Source organism: Pelagibius sp. (assembly GCF_965227505.1).
Lineage (GTDB): Bacteria > Pseudomonadota > Alphaproteobacteria > Kiloniellales > Kiloniellaceae > Pelagibius.
Genome location: NZ_OZ245757.1, coordinates 3,733,167 through 3,752,954, shown reverse-complemented (window position 1 = coordinate 3,752,954; position 19,788 = coordinate 3,733,167). Strand labels below are relative to the sequence as shown.

20 protein-coding genes are annotated in these 19,788 nt (G+C 62.8%); 1 reads left to right on the top strand and 19 read right to left on the bottom strand.

Features of this window, described 5'->3' with window-relative positions; all coding sequences use genetic code 11:
* Window positions 1–6: 6 nt before the first annotated feature.
* From trbJ to ACO06P_RS17625, 8 genes are read right to left on the bottom strand one after another with little or no spacing between them, the layout of a single operon-like run.
* Window positions 7–738, bottom strand: a complete 732-nt coding sequence (gene trbJ / locus ACO06P_RS17660; RefSeq protein WP_420346534.1) for a P-type conjugative transfer protein TrbJ — start codon at window positions 736–738, stop codon at window positions 7–9.
* Entirely contained in the window at window positions 735–1,442 is a 708-nt protein-coding gene (locus tag ACO06P_RS17655) for a hypothetical protein (RefSeq protein ID WP_420346533.1), read from the bottom strand. Before ACO06P_RS17655 ends, trbJ begins: the two co-directional genes overlap by 4 nt.
* Complete coding sequence (trbE, locus tag ACO06P_RS17650) at window positions 1,426–3,885, bottom strand: conjugal transfer protein TrbE (RefSeq protein WP_420346532.1); 2,460 nt, start codon at window positions 3,883–3,885, stop codon at window positions 1,426–1,428. Before trbE ends, ACO06P_RS17655 begins: the two co-directional genes overlap by 17 nt.
* The gene (locus tag ACO06P_RS17645) at window positions 3,879–4,136 is read right to left on the bottom strand and encodes a VirB3 family type IV secretion system protein (protein ID WP_420346531.1); all 258 of its coding nucleotides are present in this window, start codon (window positions 4,134–4,136) and stop codon (window positions 3,879–3,881) included. Before ACO06P_RS17645 ends, trbE begins: the two co-directional genes overlap by 7 nt.
* Window positions 4,133–4,483, bottom strand: coding sequence for a TrbC/VirB2 family protein (locus ACO06P_RS17640; RefSeq protein WP_420346530.1), 351 nt, complete (start codon window positions 4,481–4,483; stop codon window positions 4,133–4,135). Before ACO06P_RS17640 ends, ACO06P_RS17645 begins: the two co-directional genes overlap by 4 nt.
* 12 nt (window positions 4,484–4,495) lie before the next feature.
* On the bottom strand, window positions 4,496–5,476 hold the full coding sequence (trbB, locus tag ACO06P_RS17635) for a P-type conjugative transfer ATPase TrbB (RefSeq protein ID WP_420346529.1): 981 nt from the start codon (window positions 5,474–5,476) through the stop codon (window positions 4,496–4,498).
* Window positions 5,469–6,014: a CopG family transcriptional regulator gene (locus tag ACO06P_RS17630; protein WP_420346528.1), complete on the bottom strand. Its 546-nt coding sequence runs from the start codon at window positions 6,012–6,014 to the stop codon at window positions 5,469–5,471. The genes trbB and ACO06P_RS17630 overlap by 8 nt, the downstream gene beginning before the upstream one ends.
* Window positions 6,015–6,025: 11 nt before the next feature.
* Window positions 6,026–8,053 (bottom strand): conjugal transfer protein TraG, encoded by a 2,028-nt coding sequence (locus ACO06P_RS17625; protein ID WP_420346527.1) that lies wholly within the window; start codon window positions 8,051–8,053, stop codon window positions 6,026–6,028.
* A gap of 353 nt (window positions 8,054–8,406) precedes the next feature.
* On the opposite strand from ACO06P_RS17625, the gene ACO06P_RS17620 reads away from it, so the two are divergent.
* Window positions 8,407–10,929, top strand: coding sequence for a DEAD/DEAH box helicase family protein (locus ACO06P_RS17620; protein WP_420346526.1), 2,523 nt, complete (start codon window positions 8,407–8,409; stop codon window positions 10,927–10,929).
* Between the two features lie 44 nt (window positions 10,930–10,973).
* Here the strand turns inward: ACO06P_RS17620 and ACO06P_RS17615 are convergent, their stop codons facing one another.
* The 11 genes from ACO06P_RS17615 to ACO06P_RS17565 all read right to left on the bottom strand — a co-directional run bounded on the left by ACO06P_RS17615 (window position 10,974) and on the right by ACO06P_RS17565 (window position 19,484).
* Window positions 10,974–12,965, bottom strand: coding sequence for a DUF3363 domain-containing protein (locus tag ACO06P_RS17615; protein WP_420346525.1), 1,992 nt, complete (start codon window positions 12,963–12,965; stop codon window positions 10,974–10,976).
* A gap of 249 nt (window positions 12,966–13,214) precedes the next feature.
* Window positions 13,215–13,676 (bottom strand): S26 family signal peptidase, encoded by a 462-nt coding sequence (locus tag ACO06P_RS17610; protein WP_421938138.1) that lies wholly within the window; start codon window positions 13,674–13,676, stop codon window positions 13,215–13,217.
* 41 nt (window positions 13,677–13,717) lie between these two features.
* Window positions 13,718–14,185, bottom strand: coding sequence for a DUF2840 domain-containing protein (locus ACO06P_RS17605; protein ID WP_420346523.1), 468 nt, complete (start codon window positions 14,183–14,185; stop codon window positions 13,718–13,720).
* On the bottom strand, window positions 14,178–14,396 hold the full coding sequence (locus ACO06P_RS17600) for a helix-turn-helix domain-containing protein (protein ID WP_420346522.1): 219 nt from the start codon (window positions 14,394–14,396) through the stop codon (window positions 14,178–14,180). The genes ACO06P_RS17605 and ACO06P_RS17600 overlap by 8 nt, the downstream gene beginning before the upstream one ends.
* Before the next feature lie 109 nt (window positions 14,397–14,505).
* Complete coding sequence (locus ACO06P_RS17595) at window positions 14,506–15,114, bottom strand: DNA -binding domain-containing protein (RefSeq protein ID WP_420346521.1); 609 nt, start codon at window positions 15,112–15,114, stop codon at window positions 14,506–14,508.
* On the bottom strand, window positions 15,080–15,328 hold the full coding sequence (locus ACO06P_RS17590) for a transcriptional regulator domain-containing protein (protein WP_420346520.1): 249 nt from the start codon (window positions 15,326–15,328) through the stop codon (window positions 15,080–15,082). Before ACO06P_RS17590 ends, ACO06P_RS17595 begins: the two co-directional genes overlap by 35 nt.
* 273 nt (window positions 15,329–15,601) lie before the next feature.
* Window positions 15,602–15,931, bottom strand: coding sequence for a DUF736 domain-containing protein (locus ACO06P_RS17585; RefSeq protein ID WP_420346519.1), 330 nt, complete (start codon window positions 15,929–15,931; stop codon window positions 15,602–15,604).
* Window positions 15,932–16,644: 713 nt separating this feature from the next.
* A complete protein-coding gene (locus tag ACO06P_RS17580) occupies window positions 16,645–18,354 on the bottom strand; it encodes a ParB/RepB/Spo0J family partition protein (protein ID WP_420346518.1) in 1,710 nt (569 codons plus the stop codon).
* Between the two features lie 3 nt (window positions 18,355–18,357).
* Window positions 18,358–18,624: a hypothetical protein gene (locus ACO06P_RS17575; protein WP_420346517.1), complete on the bottom strand. Its 267-nt coding sequence runs from the start codon at window positions 18,622–18,624 to the stop codon at window positions 18,358–18,360.
* Window positions 18,621–18,911, bottom strand: coding sequence for a hypothetical protein (locus ACO06P_RS17570; protein ID WP_420346516.1), 291 nt, complete (start codon window positions 18,909–18,911; stop codon window positions 18,621–18,623). Before ACO06P_RS17570 ends, ACO06P_RS17575 begins: the two co-directional genes overlap by 4 nt.
* Before the next feature lie 9 nt (window positions 18,912–18,920).
* On the bottom strand, window positions 18,921–19,484 hold the full coding sequence (locus ACO06P_RS17565) for an antirestriction protein ArdA (protein ID WP_420346515.1): 564 nt from the start codon (window positions 19,482–19,484) through the stop codon (window positions 18,921–18,923).
* Window positions 19,485–19,788: the final 304 nt, after the last annotated feature.

Sequence of the window (19,788 nt, the reverse complement as noted above, 5' to 3'; positions counted from 1 at the left end):
TTGCGCTCAGCGCCGCGTGTAGGCGTCGCCGTCGCCCATGAAGCGTTCGAACCGGGCGCGAGCCTGTTCGTGAGCCGCGACGTGCCGCGCCCTTTCGAGGGCGTCGGCCCGCGCCGAGGCGGCCAACAAGGTCTGGAGCTGCATCGACTGTTTCGCCGCGAGCGCCGTGAGCTGGTTGCCCGCTTGCGCGACCTGAAGGTTCCCGACGGCGCCCTGGCTTTCCGCCACGAGCCAGTCGAGAACGAGCGTGTCGCCGCGCACCTGGTTCACGACTTCGGCCTGGACCTCGAGGCTATGTTGGAAGCCCCCGCGCGCGAGCCGCCACGCCTCTTGGGCGTCCTGGATGATCTGGGACGTCGAAACGGCCGCGCTGTACTCCTCCGGGAAGAGCCGGCGATAGGTGCTGTCGATTTCCGAGACTTGATAGGCGATGCCTTGGGCGTCGAGGATGAGTTGATCGACGGCGCGCAGCGAGGATTGCAAATCGGATGCGACCGAGGTGGGCAGGTTCGCCAGGTTCTGGGCCTGATTGACCAGCATCTGCGCCTCGTTGGCGATCTGCCGAATCTGGTTGTTGATCTGCTGAAGCGAGCGGACGGCGGTGAGCAGGTTCTGGCTGTAGTTCGAGGGGTCGAAGACCGTGATGGCATGGGCCGGCGGCGCCGTGACGGTCACCGTCGAGAGCCCGAGCGCCAAAGCGGCGCATGCGGACAAAAGCCGTTTCCTGAGCTGGGTCATTTGTCGTTCTCCTCATTGTCGCCCCACGTCCAGCTTTCCCCGCCGTTCGCCAAGATCTCGACGCGGTAGTGGTAGGTGTTGAATTGGCTGATGGCCGCGACAGAGGCGCCGAAGGGCCGGACGCGGCCCCGGCCGAAGCCGTCATAAACGCCGTAGAAATGGCCGTCGGCGTAGCTGTCGCCGAAGACGTAGCCGTCGGCGAAGTCGAGCGCGATGCCGCCATAGGCGACTCCGCCCTCGCCAGCGTCCGGCCCGATCCGCGCGTGACAGCCTTCGAAGGTCGCCGAAGCGGCGCTCCCATATCCGCGCGCGAGCACGGCGCCGTCGCCCGGCAAGTTCGCGGATGCGATTTCCGGAAAGTCAGTCTCGCCGCAGTGCCCACCGATCGAGGACACGCGGATTTCATCGACCTGCGGATGGAGAGGAATGCAAAGCGATCCGCGGGCCGTCGCGGCATCCGCGTCAAGCCATTGGCGGATCGTTTCGCGGGCATCGCGCTTGTGCCAGACATGGCGCCAGCCGCCGGCACAGGACCGCGAGACCGAAAGCCGGGCGTCACCGCGCACGGTCGTCACGGTGAGATAGAAGCCGGGACAGTCGTCGTCTCGCCAGCAATGTGGCCAGCCTTCATTGGCGCTGGCCGGCGGCGCGGCGATCAGGAAAGCCAGCGCAGCACCCGCGGCCCATTTAAGCGGTGGTTGCATGTAAGTCCTCCTTGGTTTGCTCGATGGTGTCGTCGTGGATCGGGGACGCGATCAATTCGGCGGCCCAATCGAGGCCGCGAGCGCGCAGCCAGCTATCGGCGAACTCTTCGGCGCCATGGGCGGCGATCAGCTCGTCCATGAGTGCATGGTCTTGCTTGGTGGAAGCGGCCGTGAAGGTGAGCGCGACCGGCCCGAGGCTCAGATCGAACAGCCGGTTTCCGGCACGGGACTGGAAGTAGTAGTCGCGCTTCGGCACGGCCCGGGCGACGATGTCGATCTGCCGGTCATTGAGCCCGAATGCCTCGTAGACCGCCTTGGCCTGCGGCTCGATCGCGCGGTCATTGGGCAGGAAGATGCGGCTCGGGCAGCTTTCGATGATCGCCGGCGCAATCGAACTTCCCGAGACGTCTGATAGCCCCTGCGTGGCGAACAGCACCGAGACGTTGGCCTTACGGAGCGTCTTCAGCCATTCGCGGATGCGCGCGGCGAAGGCAGGGTTGTCGAGAAAGAGCCAAGCCTCGTCGAGGACGAGAAGCGCCGGGCAGCCGTCGAAACCGGCTTCGAGCCGATGGAAGAGATAGGTCAGCACCGGGAGCACCGCACCCGTTTCGTGCATCAACTCTTCCATCTCGAAGCATTGGACCGACCCGAGCGAGAGACGATCTTCGTCGGCGTCGAGCAAGCGTCCGTAGGGTCCTTCAAGCGTGTAAGGCTGAAGTGCCTGGCGAAGCGCGGTCACCTGCAAGAGCGTCGCGAGCCCGGTCAAGGTGCGCTCGGCCACCGGCGCGGCCGCGAGGTTGGAAAGTGCTGACCAGACCGCGTCCTTCACCTCCGGCGTGACGGTCACGCCTTCATGAGCGAGCAGGCTCTGCACCCATTCCTGCGCGAAGGAACGCTCCGGTGTCAGATCGATGTTGGCGAGTGGCTGAAACGCAAGATCGCCCTCTGCCCCGAGATCGTACCAGTCGCCGCCCATGCCGAGGACGGCGGCGCGCGCCGAGCCGCCCTTGTCGAAGATGGTGATTTGCGCGCCGGCGTAGCGGCGGAACTGCAGGACGATCAGCGCGAGCAGCACGGACTTGCCCGCGCCGGTCGGCCCGACGATCAGGGTGTGACCGACATCGCCGATATGGGTGATCAGCCGGAAGGGCGTGGTCTCGTTCGTCCGCACCGTGAGTAAAGGCGGACCGCCGAGATGCGCGTTGCGCGACGGACCGGCCCAGGCCGCCGAGAGCGGCATCATGTGGGCGAGGTTTAATGTATTGACCGGGGCCGTCCGGACGTTTGCGTAGACGTGGCCGGGCAAGGACGAAAGCCACGCCTCGACGGCGTTCGCGCTTTCGTCGACGGTGGCGAAACCGCGCCCATCGAGGATGCGCTGCGCGGCCCGCACCTTCTCGCGTGCGGCGGCTTCATCGCGGTCCCAGACGACGAAGGTGGTCGTCACATAGCCATAGGCGACAAGATCGGCGCCAAGCTCCTGCAACGCGGCGTCTGCATCGGCCGTCTTGTTGTCCGCGTCAGTGTCGACCAGCACCGACTGCTCGTTGGTCAGCACTTCCTTGATGATGGCGGCGATCGACTTGCGTTTGGCGAACCATTGCCGACGGTAGCGCCGCACGACCTTCTCGGCGGCGGCCTTATCGAGCGGCACGAAGCGCGTCGTCCATCGGTATTCAAAGCCGAGATGATTGAGCGCATCGAGCAAGCCGGGCGTGGTTGCACCGGGATAGCCGAGAACCGTCAGCACACGCAGATGCGCGTCGCCAAGCATCGGCGCCAACCCACCGGTGAGCGACGTGTCCACCAGAACGGCGTCCAGATAGACTGGCGTCTCCGGCACGGCGATTGGGTGCCGTCGATTGGAGATGCAGTTATGCAGGTAGGTGAGCGTCTCTTGATCGGAGAGCGCCGCCACCTCCGGCATGAGCTGTTCCAGTAGGTCGAGGGCGCGGTCCGAGCGTTGGACAAAGTCGTGAAGGTGATCGCGATAATCTAGGTCCGGTCGCGCACCCTCGGTTTCGACCAAGAGCTTTTCAGCACGCCCGACACGCTCCGGCGGCGGCATGTAGACGAATGTCAGGACATAGCTGCTCTCAAAAAGCGTTTCCGAGCTTTCGAAGGCAGCGCGGCGCTCTTCGTCGATCAACCGGGAGACCGGATCGGGAAAGTCGGACTGCGGATAGTCGCGGGCAAGATGGCGCTCGGCTTCCAGAAACAGCGCCCAACCGGAACCGAACCGGCGCAGCACATTGTTGATACGCGCACAGGTCGCGACGAGCTCCGCCTCGGTGGCGCTTTCAAGGTCCGGGCCACGAAAGCGCGCCGAGCGCTGGAAGGACCCGTCCTTGTTGAGGATGACGCCCGGGGCCACCAGGCAAGCCCAGGGCAGATAGTCGGCGAGCAACGCCGGCCGCTTGCGATATTCGGCCAAGTTCAGCATGAGAGATGCCCTTTGTGCCTGATGTGGCGAACCAGCACTTCCATGAAGGCCGGGTCCTTGCGCGCCGCGTAAACCGCAGCCGTGTGACCGACGATCCAGGCCACGATCCCCGCGACCCATAGCTGAAGCCCGAGCCCTAGCGCTGCCGCCAGCGTGCCGTTGACGATCGCCACCGTACGCGGCGCGCCGCCCATCAGGATCGGCTCGGTCAGCGCGCGATGCAGCGGGATTTCGTAGCCTTCGACCGTCATGAGATGAGCGCCCCGCCGCCGAAGGAGAAGAAGGAGAGGAAGAAGCTCGTCGCCGCGAAGGCGATGGAGAGGCCGAAGACGATCTGGATCAGCCGGCGGAAGCCGCCCGACGTCTCGCCGAAGGCGAGCGACAGGCCGGTGATGACGATGATGATGACCGCGATGATGCGCGCTACCGGCCCCTCGATGGACTCAAGGATGGCGGTGAGCGGCGCTTCCCACGGCATGCCTGATCCGGCTGCGTGGGCGGCTTCCGCGCAAAACAGAAGAAAGCCGAGCGCCGCGCCGGCGAATGCGGCGTGGCGATAGGGAAAGCGTGTTGAAAGGTCCGGACCGAGAATATTCATATGGATCTCCTGTTAAGCGGTTGGAACGAGGCGGACGGCCGTGAGCGGGCGGAGCTCGTAGTCGCCATCGGCGCCGAGGCCTTCGAGGCGAGCGACCGTTTCGACGCGCCGGGCTGAGCCTCGGCCCTTCAGAAAGACGACGATGTCGATGGCGTCCGCGATCAACCGCCGCGGCACGGTGACGACGGCTTCCTGGATGAGCTGCTCAAGGCGGTAGAGGCCGGACACGGCTGAGTTGGCGTGCAGCGTCGTGATCCCGCCCGGATGGCCGGTGTTCCAGGCTTTCAGCATGTCGAGGGCCTCGGCTCCACGCACCTCGCCGACGATGATCCGGTCGGGCCGGAGCCGCAGCGTCGAACGTACGAGATCGCCGAGCGCAGCGACGCCCGGCTTCGTCCGCAGGCTGACGCAGTCCTTCGCGGCGCAATGAAGCTCTCGGGTGTCTTCGATGAGGATGATGCGGTCGCCGCTCTCGGCGACTTCGGCGAGCAGGGCGTTGACGAGCGTGGTCTTGCCCGAGCTGGTGCCGCCGACCACGACGATGTTCTTCGCCGAGCGCACCGCGTCGCGCAGCGTCTCGGCCATCGGCCCGGTCATCACCTGCGCGTCGACGTAGTCGGAGAGCCGGTAAAGCACCTTGGCGGGCTTGCGGATTGCAAAGCACGGGGCCGACGCCACCGGCGGCAACAGTCCCTCGAAGCGCTCGCCGCTTTCGGGCAGTTCGGCCGACACGACCGGCCGTTCGCTGTGGCATTCCTGTCCGACGTGGCTCGCGACCAGCCGGATGATCCGTTCCGCCTCGGCCGATCCGAGCGCTTGACCGGTGTCGATCCTTCCGTCGCCATGGCGATCGAGCCAGAGCCGGCCGTCCGGATTGACCATCACCTCGATGACGGCCGCATCGTCGAGCGCCGACGCGATCGCCGGCCCCATCGCCGTGCGCAGCATGGTGCGCTGGCGGTCGCGGGTTTCCCGGTGGAAGCGGTCAGCCATGCTCCGCCTCCGTCGCGTCTGGTGTGGCCGCTTCCCCGTTCGGTTTGTTCGGTCCCTCGTCTCCGCTTGGGGAAGCGGCCGTCTTCACTGCTCGAAGGGCTTCCAGCTCCTTCTCAGTGAAGAACTCGGATTCGTCCGCGCTCACCTCTTCGAGGATGTCGCGGATCATGTTCTTGCCGCCGGCCAGCCGCCGGGCGAGCTGGGTGGTGAAATACTCGAACCGCTCCTTGCCGAGAGCGCGCGCGGCGTCCTGATCGGCGTTCGGCAAGGGCGGCGTCACCGTCAGGAAGAAGCGGATGTAGAGCGCCAGTGTCTCGGCCGTGATGGAGAGATTGCGCTCCACGCGCTCATACTGCCGCGTCAACCGGTCGAGACGCCGGATCAGCGCCCCGTCGCGCTGATCGTCGAACTCCTTGGAGAAGAAGCCGAGCAACGCCGCCTCGACCACGGCCGCTTTTGTGACGCCCGGCCGTTTGGCGGCGATCTCGACCTTCTCGAACAGTTCGTGGGCGACATGGACGTTGAGGCGGGGTTTCATCGGCGCGCTCCTCAAAAGCTCGGGATCAGGTCGTCGTCGGCCTGGTCCATGGCGTGGGCGCGTTGGACGGTCGCGGTGTTGCGCGCGAGCTGGTCCATTCGCTTGGCGTCGTTGGGATCGAAATCGTCGTCAAGCAGGCCAGCGTCCGGCGCGCGTTCGGGCGCGGTCTTCGCCGGCGCTTCCTCCTTCAATCCGGGATGGCGTCGCAGGCCGCCGCCATCGTCCTGTTCGCCCGAGACAAGATCCGACCAGGACCTAATCAGGTCGGCATGAGGGCTGCGCACCTGACCCGACCAGTCGTCGGCCCGTGACTGCGGACGGTCCGCGTAGGGACCGTCCGCCACGAGCGCGGACGGGGGGAACACCCGGCCCGTGAAGTTGGCGTCCTCGTAGTAGCGCAGCTTGCGAGCGCGGATCGGCGGCTGGCCGGAGACCATGACGATTTCTTCGTCGGCCGGGAGCTGCATCACCTCGCCGGGCGTCAGCAATTGCCGTGCGGTCTCCTGGCGCGAGACCATGACGTGCGCCAGCCACGGCGCGAGCCGGTGACCGGCATAGTTCCGCTGTGCGCGAAGCTCCGTCGCCGTACCCAGCGAGTCGGAGATTCGCTTGGCCGTCCGCTCGTCGTTCGAGGCGAAAGCGATCCGGACATGGCAGTTGTCGAGGATGGCGTTGTTCTCGCCATACGCCTTGGAAATCTGGTTGAGCGACTGGGCGATCAGAAAGCTGCGGATGCCGTAGCCGGCCTTGTAGGCGAGCGCGCTCTCGAAAAAGTCGAGTCTGCCCAAAGCCGGAAACTCGTCGAGCATCATCAAGAGCTGGTGGCGGCGCTTCCCGTCGTCGGCGCCCTGCAGGCGCTCGGTCAGCCGCCGCCCGATCTGATTCAGCACGAGGCGAACAAGCGGCTTGGTGCGCGACAAGTCCGATGGGGGAACGACGAAATAGAGCGACACCGGACGATCCGCATCGACGAGATCGGCGATGCGCCAGTCGCAGCGGCTCGTCGTCGCCGCGACGGTCGGATCGCGATAGAGCCCTAGAAAGGACATGGCCGTCGACAGGACGCCGGAGCGTTCGTTGTCGCTCTTGTTCAGAAGCTCGCGCGCGGACTGCGCTACGACCGGGTGAACCTGCGGTTTATCGTCCGTCCCGAGATGATTGGTGCTCATCATCACGCGCAGCGTCCGCTCGAAGCTGCGCGAGGGGTCCGACAGGAAAGTCGCAACGCGCGCCAGCGTTTTTTCTTCTTCGGCGTAGAGAACGTGCAGGATGACGCCGACCAAGAGCGAGTGGCCGGTCTTTTCCCAATGGGTGCGCCGTTCAAGACTGCCTTCGGGGTCGACCAGGATGTCGGCGATGTTCTGGACGTCGCGGACCTCGAAACGGCCTTTGCGCACTTCGAGCAGCGGGTTGTATTTGGCGCTCGCCGGATCGGTCGGATTGAACAGCAGGCAGTGCGAGAACTTGCCGCGCCAGCCCGATGTGAGTTGCCAGTTCTCGCCTTTGATGTCGTGGATCACGGCGGAATGCGGCCAGGACAGGAGCGTCGGGATGACGAGGCCGACGCCCTTGCCCGAGCGCGTCGGGGCGAAACACATAACATGCTCCGGCCCGTCATGACGCAGATAGCGGCCCTTCAACCTGCCGAGGAAAACGCCGGCAGGCTCGAAGAGCCCCGCTTTCTCGACTTCGCGCCGTGTCGCCCAGCGTGACGAACCGTAAGTCGTCACCAACCGGTTCTGCCGCGCGCGCCACAGCGAGCCCACGATGGCGACAACAACCCCAAGGATGCCGCCCGCCGCCGCCATGACGCCGGCGCGGTTGAAGACGCCCGGCGCGTACGGTTCGAAGGCGTACCACCACTCGAACAGCCGCCAGGGCAGATAGACGGGATAGGAACCGAGTTCGAACCAGGCCGGACCAAGGCGGGGCTGATGCCCGAGCTGGCCGGCGACCCATTGAGTCGAGAACCAGACGGCGCCGATGACGATCCCGAAGACGAGAAGGATTTGGCCTATGAGGAGTTTGGTCGGGGTCATCTATCTTTGCCGGTGTTGGGGCCGAAGGCCCAAGTGAATTCCGGCAAAAGATCGCTTTTAGATCAGAGTTTATTCAATGCAATGACTTCCAACTCCATCCAACAAAGGAAGAAAAAGCCAAGCAAAACCAAGTCGATCCAAGTTTGTCGCAGATCGTCAGGCATACTTTTTTCAGGCCGTGCGGCCTATAACCTTGGATTGAGATGGACAGGCGTTTCGTCGGCGTTCAGCATTGCTGCCAAATCAGGCCGAGTTTGGATTCGAGGGCGGATTGGGAACTGGGTTTTGAACCATTAACCCTCGTCGTAAACTCAGCGCTAGATGTACACGGTGGTAGACGTTGAGGTGATGTGATGGACTTCTCAAAGCTCGGCAGCGCTAAGAAGCCAAAGGCGCCGAGCAACCCGATCAAGATATTCGAGACTTTGCCGAGTCTCGCTGGAACGCCGAACGATCTCTGGCGCGGACAGGACAGGGCGCTCATCGAATGGCAGAAGGTCCGCGACAAACGCGATGTATTGATCTCGCTGAACACCGGTGCCGGGAAAACAATTGTCGGCTTGTTGATTGCCCAGAGTCTCGTAAACGAGGGTTTGGAGAATATCGTGTATGTCTGTTCGACCATTGATCTTGTCGAGCAAACCTCAAAGGAAGCGACGCGGATCGGCATCGACCACACGACGCGCGTTCGCGGCGGCTATTCCAATGATCTCTTCGAAACCGGTAAGGCGTTCTGCATTACGACCTACGCAGCCCTCTTCAATGGGCTAAGTTCTATCCGCCGCAACTACTTCCCTGGTGCAATCATCTTTGACGACGCCCATGTTGCGGAATCGCTACTCCGCGACGCGTTCACCTTACGGATCGACGTTCGGGAGGACGAGGCTCTCTTCAATGAAATTGCCGGGCTATTTCGACCCCATTTCAAAGAGCTTGGCATTCGAGGCCGGTTCGCCGATAGCCTCGACCTCTCGAAACAGAACACGGCGTTCGTGGCGCCCGGCGGCCTTTATGAGCACCGTGAGCGATTGCTGGAAGTCTTTCACAGGCATGGTGTCAAGACAGACGACGATTACAAATACCCATTCGCCTGGCTTGAAGATCGTCTCGACTGCTGCGCGGCAATCTTCACGCGGGGCGTCTTTGAACTAACACCACCTTTCTTACCTTCGCTCGCCCTCGACATCTTTGAGCAGAACATCAGGCGGATTTATCTTTCAGCGACGCTCCAGAGCCAGACCGAGTTCATCCGAGCTTTCGGGCGCCAGCCCGGCGAGATCATTACGCCTTCAAACGATGCTGGAAATGGCGAACGCCTCATTCTCGATGGTCGCAAGGTGAAGAAGGGTTTCGGACCCAAATTCGCGAAGAAGCTTGTGAAGGGCCGTAAGGCTATTGTCGCGGTGCCGGACTATGCGCGCGCCAGCGAGTGGGAAGACCTTGCCGAGCCACCGACGCCGGAAGAGTTTACCGATGCGCTCAATGATTTTCGCGAAAACCAAAAAGATGGCGCCTTCACACTGGTCTCAAGAGTCGACGGGATTGATTTGCCGCACGACACCTGCCGCATCATGATCATGGACGGTGTTCCTTCGGCTACGTCGCTCCTGGAGCGCTATCAATGGGAATGGCTGCGCATGGACAATGTTCATGCGAGCCGCATCGCAAACCGGCTGGCGCAGCTCTTTGGTCGGATCAATCGCGGCCGGAACGACTACGGTTCATTCCTGCTACAGGGAGAGGCGTTGAGCAAATGGATTGCGCGCGACCGCAATCTCGCGCTGCTGCCACCGCTCCTCCAGCAACAGATATTGATCGGCCGCGAAGTGCAGACGGAGTTCAAACTGACCGAAGGCGACGACGTAATTGAACTCGTCGACCGGGTTCTTGACCGCGACGAAGGATGGCTCGACTACTATAGGCGCGAGGTAAAATTGGCTGAGCTCGACAAGGATCAGCTCGAACGAGCACAACAGGCCGAACCCGTCATGGTGGCCGCTACCTTGTCCGAAGCGAAATATGCGGCCGCCATGTGGAGCGGTGACGCGGCGACGGCGCGACGCGAATTGGAAAAGACTATCGATAAGACCGCTACCGACGATGCAAAGCTGAGCGGCTGGCATTCGATCTGGCTTGGGGCCGCCTATGAGCTCGACGGTGACAAAGACGCAGCATACCGGGCTTATGGAATAGCAATGCGGCGGCTCAACCGCTCGATGACGCTGCCTAGACCCTTGGGGCTCGGTGCCAAAGATGCCGCTTCTTATGAATTCAATGAATTCGGGAAGTCGTTGAAAGACCTACTCAGCTACCCGCAAGGCGCGAAGTTCGAAGGTGAGCTAAAGAAATTAGCCGATACGCTCGCGTTGATCGACACTGGCACTCCGAACCAGGCCGAAGCCGGCGTACGTCAGCTCGGCGAACTACTCGGCTTCAAGGCTATTCGTCCCGATAACGACGAAGGGACTGGACCGGATGTCCTGTGGCTCGATGAAGCGCAGCCGCGCATGATTGGGTTTGAGCTCAAAACCGATAAGGACGATCCGGCGACGTATTTCAAGAAGGACATTAGTCAAGGTCATGACCATCTTGAATGGATGGAGCAAACCCATGGCGAATACACTTGCCTCGGCCTTGTTTACATCGGCCCCGATGGGTCGGTGGACGCCAAGGCTAACCCATCGGACGAAATGGGACTCTGCTTACCTCAAAGCGTTGTCGCTTTGCGAGACAAAGTGATCGCCTTGATCGAAGATCTCCGCAAGGAGACCCCGATCGAGCGGCTGACTCTCATTTCGAAGATTACAGAAGAGAAACGATGGGATATTGAGGCGTTGCTGGATGAGTTCTGGGCTAAGGATATGACCAACCTCTGATAGGTCGATCAACGGCAACCTCAGGCCCGATTTTGTCAATCCCTTCAACCAATCCCGATCCCGCGCTTCTTCCTGATCTCGAAGGACACCGATGCGCCGCGCATCACACCGCCGACCGTCTGACCCCGCTGGCGCTCGAGAACCGGCCGCCATGGGACCAGTGTGAACTCCTGGGATTCCTCGATGAAGGCGAACTTGCCGCTGGCCAGCCAGACGGACTTTCGATAAACGCCGTCGATCCGATCGCCGTCCTGCGTCGGCGAGAAGGTCAGCCCCATCTCCTTGGCGAGCTTCTCTCCGGCGTGCGCCACCTCCCGCTGCCGGAGCAGTTTCAGGAGGTTTCGCTGATAGCGCATCGTCTGGCCGTCGCGCTCGGCGAGGTTCTGCGCAATCAGGTGTTCTTCGCGCCGGCTGAGCGCCTCGGCGACGTCGGCCCCGAAGCGGTCGCCGCACAGCGCCACCCGCTCCATGGCGACGAGCTGCGCATCGAGCCAGGTTGCGCCGTCCGCCCGCACCTGATCCTCAAGCCCAAGGAAGGATAGCGCCGCGACGCTCCCCGGATAGCTCGGCCCCTTCTTGGCGAACTCGGCGACACGATCCTCAAAGTCGATCGGCACCTCCCAGGACCCGTCCGGAAAACGCCGCACGATGTTCGCCCGGCGCAGCGCCTCCAAACGCCGAACATGCGCTTGAACATAGTCCGCCGACGCGCGCGGATCAGCGGCGTGATGGGCGCCCGTCTCATAGAGGCCGCCATTGCCCCGCGCCACCTCGGCGATGGTGCGGTCGGCCGGTTTCAGGCCCGCCGCCGCCGGGCGCACTTCGACGACGCCGCCCATCGGTAAATCCTCCAAGTCCTGTTTGGGATTGAGCGCCACGTAGTGAACCCGGCCATCGGCACCGTCGATCATGACGTAGTGGCCGTCATTCAATTCATCATGGAGGCCCCGGTCGATGATCCGCCCGATGATCGTCGGCGCACGCGGATCGGACGGATCGTAAACGGCGTATTCGCTCGCGCCGGCATCGAGGCCGGCCCGGCCGAGCCCCCGGTGCATGGTCTTGATGATGTCGCCGCGCTCGCCGGCCCGCCGTAACGTCCCTTCTAATCGTTCTGACAGTCGCCACTGGCCGGGCGCCGCCTCTTCCGCGAGGCCGCGCTTGGCGAGCGTGCGCAGCCGGCCGAGCTGCATGGCGTGTCGGAACCGCGCGCGCTCGCCCTGCGGCGCGGTTTGCAGATCGATCAGATTGTCGGTCGCATCCCTCAGCAATCCGCGGTCAAGATCGTTAAAGCGATCCTGTTCGACCTGAACGGAGAGTTTCTGCCGCAACTCCTGCTCGGTCTGCGGCCCCAATTCCAAGGTGACGAGTTCGCGGGCGTGCTCGCGCATGCCATGGGCAATGTAGTCGCGCGCGATGACCAGGTCCTTACCGAGGTCGTCCTTGCCGCGCAGCACGATATGGGTGTGCGGATGCGCGGTGTTGAAATGGTCGACGGCGACCCAGTCGAGCTTGGTCTCGAGATCCTCCTCCATGCCGGCCATCAAATCGCGGACGAAGGACTTAAGGTCTTCGAGCTCGGTCGCGTCCTCCGGCGAGACGATGAAGCGGAATTGGTGCCGGTCGCCCTCGCTGCGCTCCAGGAACGCGTTGCCGTCGGCGTCGTCGGTCGCCGCGTCAAAGAGCCGGCCCGGCTCGTTCCGTTTTGAGACCCCGTCGCGCTGGATGTAGCGTAGATGCGCGCGGGCCGCTTCGACGCCGCTGGCCTTGAACTTGACGATCCGCGTCTTGATGATGACGCGGCGCGACGACGGCCCTAAGCGGTGGCCCGCCCGGCGCTGGCGCATGGCGGAGCCGCCGCGCCCGATCCGGTTGCCTGAAAACTGCCCCGGCGCGCGCCGCGTTCCGAAGCCGGTCTTGCCGGCGGCGGAGACCTGGTGCAGCACCCGGTTCAGGTAGCTCTTGGTCCGCTTGCCGCCGAGGCTGCGGATACGTCCGAGCTTGGGTTTGAAGATGTCTTCCGTGTCGTCCGCCATGGTCGCTCACTGACTTAGGCGCGCCATCGCCCGGCGAAAACAGCGCCTTCCTCCTTGCACCAACAATTCCGCAATCCAACCAGCGCTTTAGCGCTGACCGCCTGCACATGGGGCGCAGCCCCATGTGCAGGCCAACCCGATGTGCAGGCTGGAAAAAGCGCCGCTTTGCACCATGACCTTTTATCTTGCCCTCCGCCGCCTCATACCTCTCATACGCTCCAACTCCTTCCTGACGTTGGATCAACTTTCCTAGTCCTTCTGCCAAGGGACACGCAGCCTCGTCGCCCGACCGGTGATCAGACGCCGATCCACCGGCCCGAAATAGCGGCTGTCAAAGGAATGCCGATGGTCTTGCAGCAGGAAGACCGTTTGTTCGGTCAGGACGTGACAGCCATGCCAATCCAGCATGTCGCGCCCCAGTCCGTCCCAACGGTTCGCCGTCGCGACCGGCGAACCGTTGACGGAAATCTCGTCCAATTGGCGACAGATTCGGTCGCCGTTGAGGCCCACAACACGCTTCAGAAGCGGCACGTCCGGAGGCAAATATCCGCGCTCGATCACGAGAAGCCGGACCCGCTCGGGCACGCGCATGAGGACGTAGTCACCACGCTTGATGGGCCGATTGTCGAGCCAGTAGAGGCCGATGGGAGCGCTTGCGGAAGCGTTGTAGATCAGCTTTTTCGGCAAGATGACGAGCGATGCGACCGCCAACGCTAGCACCGGAACCGCAGTTGCAAGGAGCCAAAACCGTCTCATGACAGCACCCGCCTGCCAGCTAGGTGCGCCGAATGCTGAGCTTCCGAATAGGCGCGGATCGGCCGTCTCGTAGCGATCCGGTTGTGGACATGACGGTAGTAGACGATCGAAACGTCCGCTGGCTCAAACCCCTTCGTTTCGAGCACGTCGATCTGTAACAGCGCGCGCTTCACCTTGGCGTTTCCGATTGCAAGCAGGAGGACTTCGCCGCCGGGCTGAACGCCCTTGATGCGGCTCGACAACACTGAAGGCCCGGCGGTTCGGACGACGGAGAACCGCCACTCTTGCGTACCGTATTCGTTGGCGCGCCAACGGACGTAGCCGAAGACACGGCCCGGTTTGAACAGCGCGAGCGAGCGTCGCCGGTCCAGATCGTGCTGCTCGTCGGACATGCCGAAGCGCAGCCAGTTGTTCAGATGCTCTGGATAGAACGCGATCTCGACGCGAGTGAAGGGCTCAGACATCGGAGGTCGAGTCCTTCCTGCGCAGGTCTGACCAGGCGGTCAGATCGTCGATGTGATAAACGACATGGCGGCCGTGCTTGCGGTACTGCGGGCCGCCGCCATAGACGCGCATCTTCTCCAGCGTGTTGGGCTTGAGCTTGAGAAAACGTGCCGCTTCTTTGGTGGTCAGAAAAGGGCCGTCCTGAGTCGCTTGGACATCATCCTCGATCATAGGTCCTCCGGCGTGGGCGAAAACGCGCTATGCCGGGGAAGGATCGGGCATGGTGCCAATCAGCGGAAGTATCGGCCGAGCGGATACGCGACAACGATACGCCGAACCGCTACATCAGCAGCTTTCGATAGCCGCCGTTGATCATCCGCATGCCACGCCTAAAGCTGCGGATCGTGCGGTTCTTGAGCGTCGCGTTCGGGTTGGTCCATTCCTCGTCGACAAACTTATCGCCGTGGATGAACCGCGCGATGTCCTGAAACTTCCAGCCCTGTCGGCGCAGATCTAAGGTTACCAGTGCATCGCGATGGCGCATCGCCTCGACGGTCCAGCCGCCGGTGCCGCCACCAATACGACGCTGCCGATAGACATCCGCCATTGCTTTCAAAAGCCGCAGGCGGCCTCCAAATTCCGGAAACTGATCAACCACTAACTCGATGGAGAACGTGTCCGTCCGAAGATCGGCGCCTCGGCACAACAGCTGGATCACGTGGCGCCGATCGCGCAACAGAAGGTGCTGCTCGCCATCCACCGCCTTCAGAAGTGTGCGCCAACATCGCAGGTCGCCCAGTGAGATGATGCTGCCGAAAGCGGGGTCGCCACTGGGGCGAACATATGCTCTCAGAACGCGCGCGAAGGTCTCCGTTCGCCAGAAAACATTCGCCTCGAGGCCATTTTCCGACGGATCAACGAAAGCAATAAAGGCCCCAACCTTCCGCATGCATGAAGCGACGCCGTGCCCGGAGCAGGACCGTACCATCGGTAAGGTGGATGGGTTTCGGGCGTCCAGGCACCGAAAAACGCCAATCACGCTGATAATCGCTGTTGCGCCGAAGATACTCCCAGGCCACCCGCGAACGCGTCAGAAACCGCAGATGGTCGTAATCGCCAAGACGATGCGTGTTTGAAGCTAAAGAACTTAGCAACTTCACCATTATCCTCTCCTTTAAAGCAGGACGATGGCCGACGCGGTCAGCGTCGCAAGTTCATGCAAGCCCCTCTCTTCTTGTGCATCACGTTCTCATCGGCGTCTTGGCCACCGCTCCATCGACCCGGTTTCAGATTTATCTCACCACTCAACCAAGACACGAAACTCGTCAGCGATTTGTTAAGAGTTATGGTGATTTTGTTAAAACACTCACGATATCGGCCTTCATGTCCTGACTGAGAATGCCCCGCGCCTGAAGGCGCGGGGCTCTTGGTCGCCGCTAGCTGCGCGGGTTCCAGAGGATTGCCATGGCGTCCGGATCGTCCTGTCCGGCGGCCCGGCCGAGATTGGCATAGATCTTCGACGGCCCGAATTCGGGAGCCGCGAAGGTCAGCGAGACGTAAGCGTTGCCGGAGGTCTTGCCGACCCGGTTCCAGCCGCCGCCGATCTCCACGCGGTCTTCAGTGTAGACCCGGAAGTCGGGTTGTGCCTCGCTCTCCTTCGCCCGGTTGGGCAGGATGCGGATGCGCTTCTTGAGGCTCATTGTTGAGAGCGTACCTTCGTATCCACCGGTCTCGGTCTTCGTCACATATCCAAGTGCCTGCGCCATCTTTCAGTCTCCTGTTTGGGTGTCGCCGGGGACCATCCCCTGCTGACGCGGAAAGGGCTATGGCGGACGGCGGGCGTCTGAACCCCCTCTTCTTGGGAGCGGAGCCTTAGCGGAGACCGCCGAGGCGAGCTTTTTTGGGCGCGCTGCGCCATGCGCGAGGAGCCGCGAAGCGGCGGGGAAAAAAGTCCGAAGCGGCGGTTTCAGGCGACTGGCGTTTGCCATAAGGCCTGAAAGCAGAAGCAGGGGATGGTGCCCAGCGACAAACCATAACTCCGGGAGACGAGCGGCACGGGTGCTTGGATATGTGATGACGGGGCCATGTTGGAGCCGTTGGCTGTACGCTCTCGACGGTGAGTCGGGCGCAATCCCACGGCCCATGTCGCCTGCAGCGAAAGAGAACGAGGCGCAGCCCGTTCTGAACCACCGAACCATGGACCGGCAGATCTGTGGCGGCTGGGACCGGGTTGGCAAGATCAACGCCTCTCAAAGGCATGCTCACCCCGTTCTCAGCGTCTGTCGCATCGATTCCACGCCAATCTCGGCCGGGCTTGAGGCAGCCCCCCTGAGCCATTCAAACCGACTGATCGCACAAGCGTAGACGCGACCAGCCCCGCGCCCGAAGGCGCGGGGCTTTCTTGGTCTCGCAGATCAGCCGGAACGCGCTCGCGGCCCTCCCGTCGGGGTGAGAGGGCCGCTCCCGCCTCCCGCCGATTTCAGGAAACGAACGATTTGATACGGGCCGTGTTGTCGCTGAGCCGTCCACCGCCGCCCTTCGTGTAGGATTTGAACGGAAACTCCATATAGCGCGGCAGCCATCCTTCGGCCTTCTTCCTCCCGTCGCCGCTGATGAAGTCCCGGATGATCTTCTTCTGGACCTTCGTCGTCGCCGTCACATTAGCGTCGGCAACTGCCTTGCCGCCGATATGGCGGAGGATGGCATTGACCGCTGCCTTGTCGCGGAGAAGGTCGAAGAAGGCGTCGTCCGGCTGCCAATAATCGCGCATATCCACTTTCAGATAGGCGCCGAGCGCCTCGACGACGCCGGTCCCGGCTTCCAAGGTCTCGGACATGACGAAGGCGAGCACGCGCATGACGTCTTCGTCCGAGAACTTCAATAACGCCGCGAACAGCTCGACGACGCGGTAGTCGTCACCGTTCGAACGCACCACGGAATGGCCGTGTCCGGGCAATCCGAGAAGCTTGAGGATCGCCTTGCGATCCTCGGCGAACGCGGTCTGGGCCTTGGCCTTGGTGATGCTCTCGGCGGTTTCATCTTTGCGCGTGGCCTGCGGATCGGGCTTGGTCTGCCAGAGCGCGGACCCGCCGATGGCATGGGCGACCATGAGCCGAAGGGCCGTGTCCGCATGGCTCAAGAGCGCGTGGCGAACGGCGGCGTGGCGGTGCAGTTCGATGTAGTTCTGCGCCGGGTTGGTCAGCTCGGGTCGGTCCGTGGCCCTTGCCTTTTCATCGCCACCATCCGCCGCTTTCCGCAAGCGCCGCTGATGTTCCTTCGAGGTAATGAAGCCTTCATGGATAGTGACCTCGCCGTTCTCGCGCACCTCGATCACGACGCGTCCACCGCCCTTTTTCGTAGTCTTCACATGGTCCCAAGTGAGAAACCGCTCGCCAACATCGAGGACGACAACATCACACCATCCGGCTTCGATAAGGGCATCCCGCTTGGCGGCGATGGCTCCGTTTTGCAAGGTCCAGAACTGCTCCAGATCATCGAGATATCCGGTTTCGTCAAAGAGATCGGTGACAATCCGGCCCTCGTAGGCGTCGAGCGGAAAAAGGGCCGCCTCGGTGCTGATTTCTCCTCCGAACAGCCATCGCTTGAGTTGCCAGCCGCGCGGGGCGCGTTCCTCTGGATTCTGAAAGAGCTTGAACCATTCAGCCTGCTGCGTCTCACTGGCCAGGGTCAGTTGCCTCACAGTCTGTGCATCGATTTGTTCGGCACGGTAAGCCTCGCGGATGGCAGGCAACAGGCTGCCGAGCGCCAGCGCGCGTTTCACCATGATCTCGGTGACACCGAAGGTGGCTGCAATGTCGTCCACCGTCCGTCCCTCTTTGACCAGCCGAGCGAAGGTCTCCCAGCGCGAGACTTCGTCCGGGTCGAGGCGCGCGACGTTCTCAATCAATGATGCCTCAATCGCCGCTGCGTCATCACCCTCGACCATAACGGCACAGGGCACAGGGCCGATTTCACCGCCTTCCTTGGCGATGGTCTTAAGCGAGAAGAAGCGCCGCCGCCCGGCGACGATCTCATAGCCCTTGCCGTTCTGGCGCACGAGAAGCGGCTGCTGGACACCGCGCGCACGAATGCTTGGCAGAATATCCGAGGTGTCCGGCGCTTTGCGGGCATAGCGCATATTGAGTGGTGAGACCTTCAATTGGTCGAGCGGGATATGCGTGAGTTCCATGGGTCAATCCTCATCTTGTGAGTTCGGAGTGGGTGCGCCACTGTCGGCGGCGCGAAGGAAATCGAGCATGTCGAGTTGATTGCGCGCGGCCTTATCAAAGAGGCCAAGGTCGCAGGGCTTCTGCGGCGCGTTCGGGTTGCGCTTCGGTGCGATGGGTTGCGCGGCGCGCGCCGCCAGCCGGTCGCAGAGCGTGATCGGCTTCACGCCCGGCGCGATGATCTGCTCGCCTTCGGGCGTCGTCTCGGTGAGAAGTTCGGGCGCGCTGGTCATTGCCGCGCCTCGCGCTCGATCAGGTGGATGTCGGAGATGAGGCTGCGCTGGCCGTCCGCAAGGCGGCGCACCTGTGCGAGGAACATGCCGTGCGTATGGAAGCTCGACGCCCAGCGGCCTTGATGATCGCGCCGGTCAGCATGGCATTCACGCGGCAGCCGTGCTTCGACGATAACGGTTGCGCCACTCAGCTTGCGGATGGTCCCGACCGGGACGGTTCCGACAGACAGGACACGACCGCCGATCTCAGTCAGCCGGTGGGGCGAGCAATGACGTTGCCGGAGCATCGCCGTGCCTCACCGGGACCAGAAGACGTGAACCTCGTCGAACCCGAGTTCAACGGTGAACACATCGCCATTCAGTTCCATGTCCCGCGCCATGGTCTCGTAATCAATGTAGTTGACGAGGCTCTGCGGGATTTCTGTGGTTTCTTCTGTGAGTTCTTGCGCGAAATCGGCAAGACTCCTGTGCTCCCCTGCATATTCTTCAAAGGCTGCTTTGGTGTCGTCCAGATCACCCCCGAACTGCTCAAGCACCTTCGCGCCGAGCTTGCCGTGTTCGACGATGAACAGCGCCAGCGCGTGCGTTTTCTCGATGCCGGAATACTCTTCCAGCCGGGCGCCCTCGAAGCCCTCATAGTCGTGGATCGCCCACTCCTCGGCGCCCGGAATGGGCGACGCAGCAAGCATCTGCGCTATCTCGGCTTGGATGTCCTCTGGGTCTTGGGTGACATCGATCCAGCGCCCGTGCAGTCGCCCGTTGTTGTAGGCGGCAAGGCAGGCAGCATAGATGCGTGGGGTGTTTCCGTCCCGGCTCCCAGCGTCTCCGGCTGCACTGTCGTTTGCGGTTTCTTGCGCCATGGTTGCGGCTCCCTCTGGTCCTCCGCGCGCGCCTTTCCCCGGAAGGGGGGCGGGCGGTAAGCGACCGGAGCCTCGCCGGATCAGGCGGGACGCAACTGTCTTGGTAGGACGAGAAAGCTGACGTGGACGGACTTAAAGCCAAGGCGGTTGCGGGCCGTCCCGGCGGGGCTATAAGGGAGTGTCCGGCCGCCCCCCGCCCCGGGAAAAGGCCATAAGTAAAGTGTCGTCGCCCGGAGGGCGGCGTCCTTCTCCCGAACCGAAGGTTCGGGCCTGCGTCAGGGATGGAAGCCCGCAGGGCCGAGAC

Excerpts from the sequence above, each read along its gene's own strand:
- ACO06P_RS17570 (WP_420346516.1), bottom strand. The coding sequence starts at position 18,911 with ATGCTCCGGCAACGTCATTGCTCGCCCCACCGGCTGACTGAGATCGGC.
- ACO06P_RS17625 (WP_420346527.1), bottom strand. The coding sequence starts at position 8,053 with ATGACCCCGACCAAACTCCTCATAGGCCAAATCCTTCTCGTCTTCGGG.
- ACO06P_RS17595 (WP_420346521.1), bottom strand. The coding sequence starts at position 15,114 with ATGCGGAAGGTTGGGGCCTTTATTGCTTTCGTTGATCCGTCGGAAAAT.
- ACO06P_RS17580 (WP_420346518.1), bottom strand. The coding sequence starts at position 18,354 with ATGGAACTCACGCATATCCCGCTCGACCAATTGAAGGTCTCACCACTC.
- ACO06P_RS17565 (WP_420346515.1), bottom strand. The coding sequence starts at position 19,484 with ATGGCGCAAGAAACCGCAAACGACAGTGCAGCCGGAGACGCTGGGAGC.
- ACO06P_RS17600 (WP_420346522.1), bottom strand. The coding sequence starts at position 14,396 with ATGATCGAGGATGATGTCCAAGCGACTCAGGACGGCCCTTTTCTGACC.
- trbJ (WP_420346534.1), bottom strand. The coding sequence starts at position 738 with ATGACCCAGCTCAGGAAACGGCTTTTGTCCGCATGCGCCGCTTTGGCG.
- ACO06P_RS17585 (WP_420346519.1), bottom strand. The coding sequence starts at position 15,931 with ATGGCGCAGGCACTTGGATATGTGACGAAGACCGAGACCGGTGGATAC.
- ACO06P_RS17640 (WP_420346530.1), bottom strand. The coding sequence starts at position 4,483 with ATGAATATTCTCGGTCCGGACCTTTCAACACGCTTTCCCTATCGCCAC.
- ACO06P_RS17645 (WP_420346531.1), bottom strand. The coding sequence starts at position 4,136 with ATGACGGTCGAAGGCTACGAAATCCCGCTGCATCGCGCGCTGACCGAG.
- ACO06P_RS17605 (WP_420346523.1), bottom strand. The coding sequence starts at position 14,185 with ATGTCTGAGCCCTTCACTCGCGTCGAGATCGCGTTCTATCCAGAGCAT.
- ACO06P_RS17620 (WP_420346526.1), top strand. The coding sequence starts at position 8,407 with ATGGACTTCTCAAAGCTCGGCAGCGCTAAGAAGCCAAAGGCGCCGAGC.
- trbE (WP_420346532.1), bottom strand. The coding sequence starts at position 3,885 with ATGCTGAACTTGGCCGAATATCGCAAGCGGCCGGCGTTGCTCGCCGAC.
- trbB (WP_420346529.1), bottom strand. The coding sequence starts at position 5,476 with ATGGCTGACCGCTTCCACCGGGAAACCCGCGACCGCCAGCGCACCATG.
- ACO06P_RS17575 (WP_420346517.1), bottom strand. The coding sequence starts at position 18,624 with ATGACCAGCGCGCCCGAACTTCTCACCGAGACGACGCCCGAAGGCGAG.
- ACO06P_RS17615 (WP_420346525.1), bottom strand. The coding sequence starts at position 12,965 with ATGGCGGACGACACGGAAGACATCTTCAAACCCAAGCTCGGACGTATC.
- ACO06P_RS17655 (WP_420346533.1), bottom strand. The coding sequence starts at position 1,442 with ATGCAACCACCGCTTAAATGGGCCGCGGGTGCTGCGCTGGCTTTCCTG.
- ACO06P_RS17590 (WP_420346520.1), bottom strand. The coding sequence starts at position 15,328 with ATGGTGAAGTTGCTAAGTTCTTTAGCTTCAAACACGCATCGTCTTGGC.
- ACO06P_RS17630 (WP_420346528.1), bottom strand. The coding sequence starts at position 6,014 with ATGAAACCCCGCCTCAACGTCCATGTCGCCCACGAACTGTTCGAGAAG.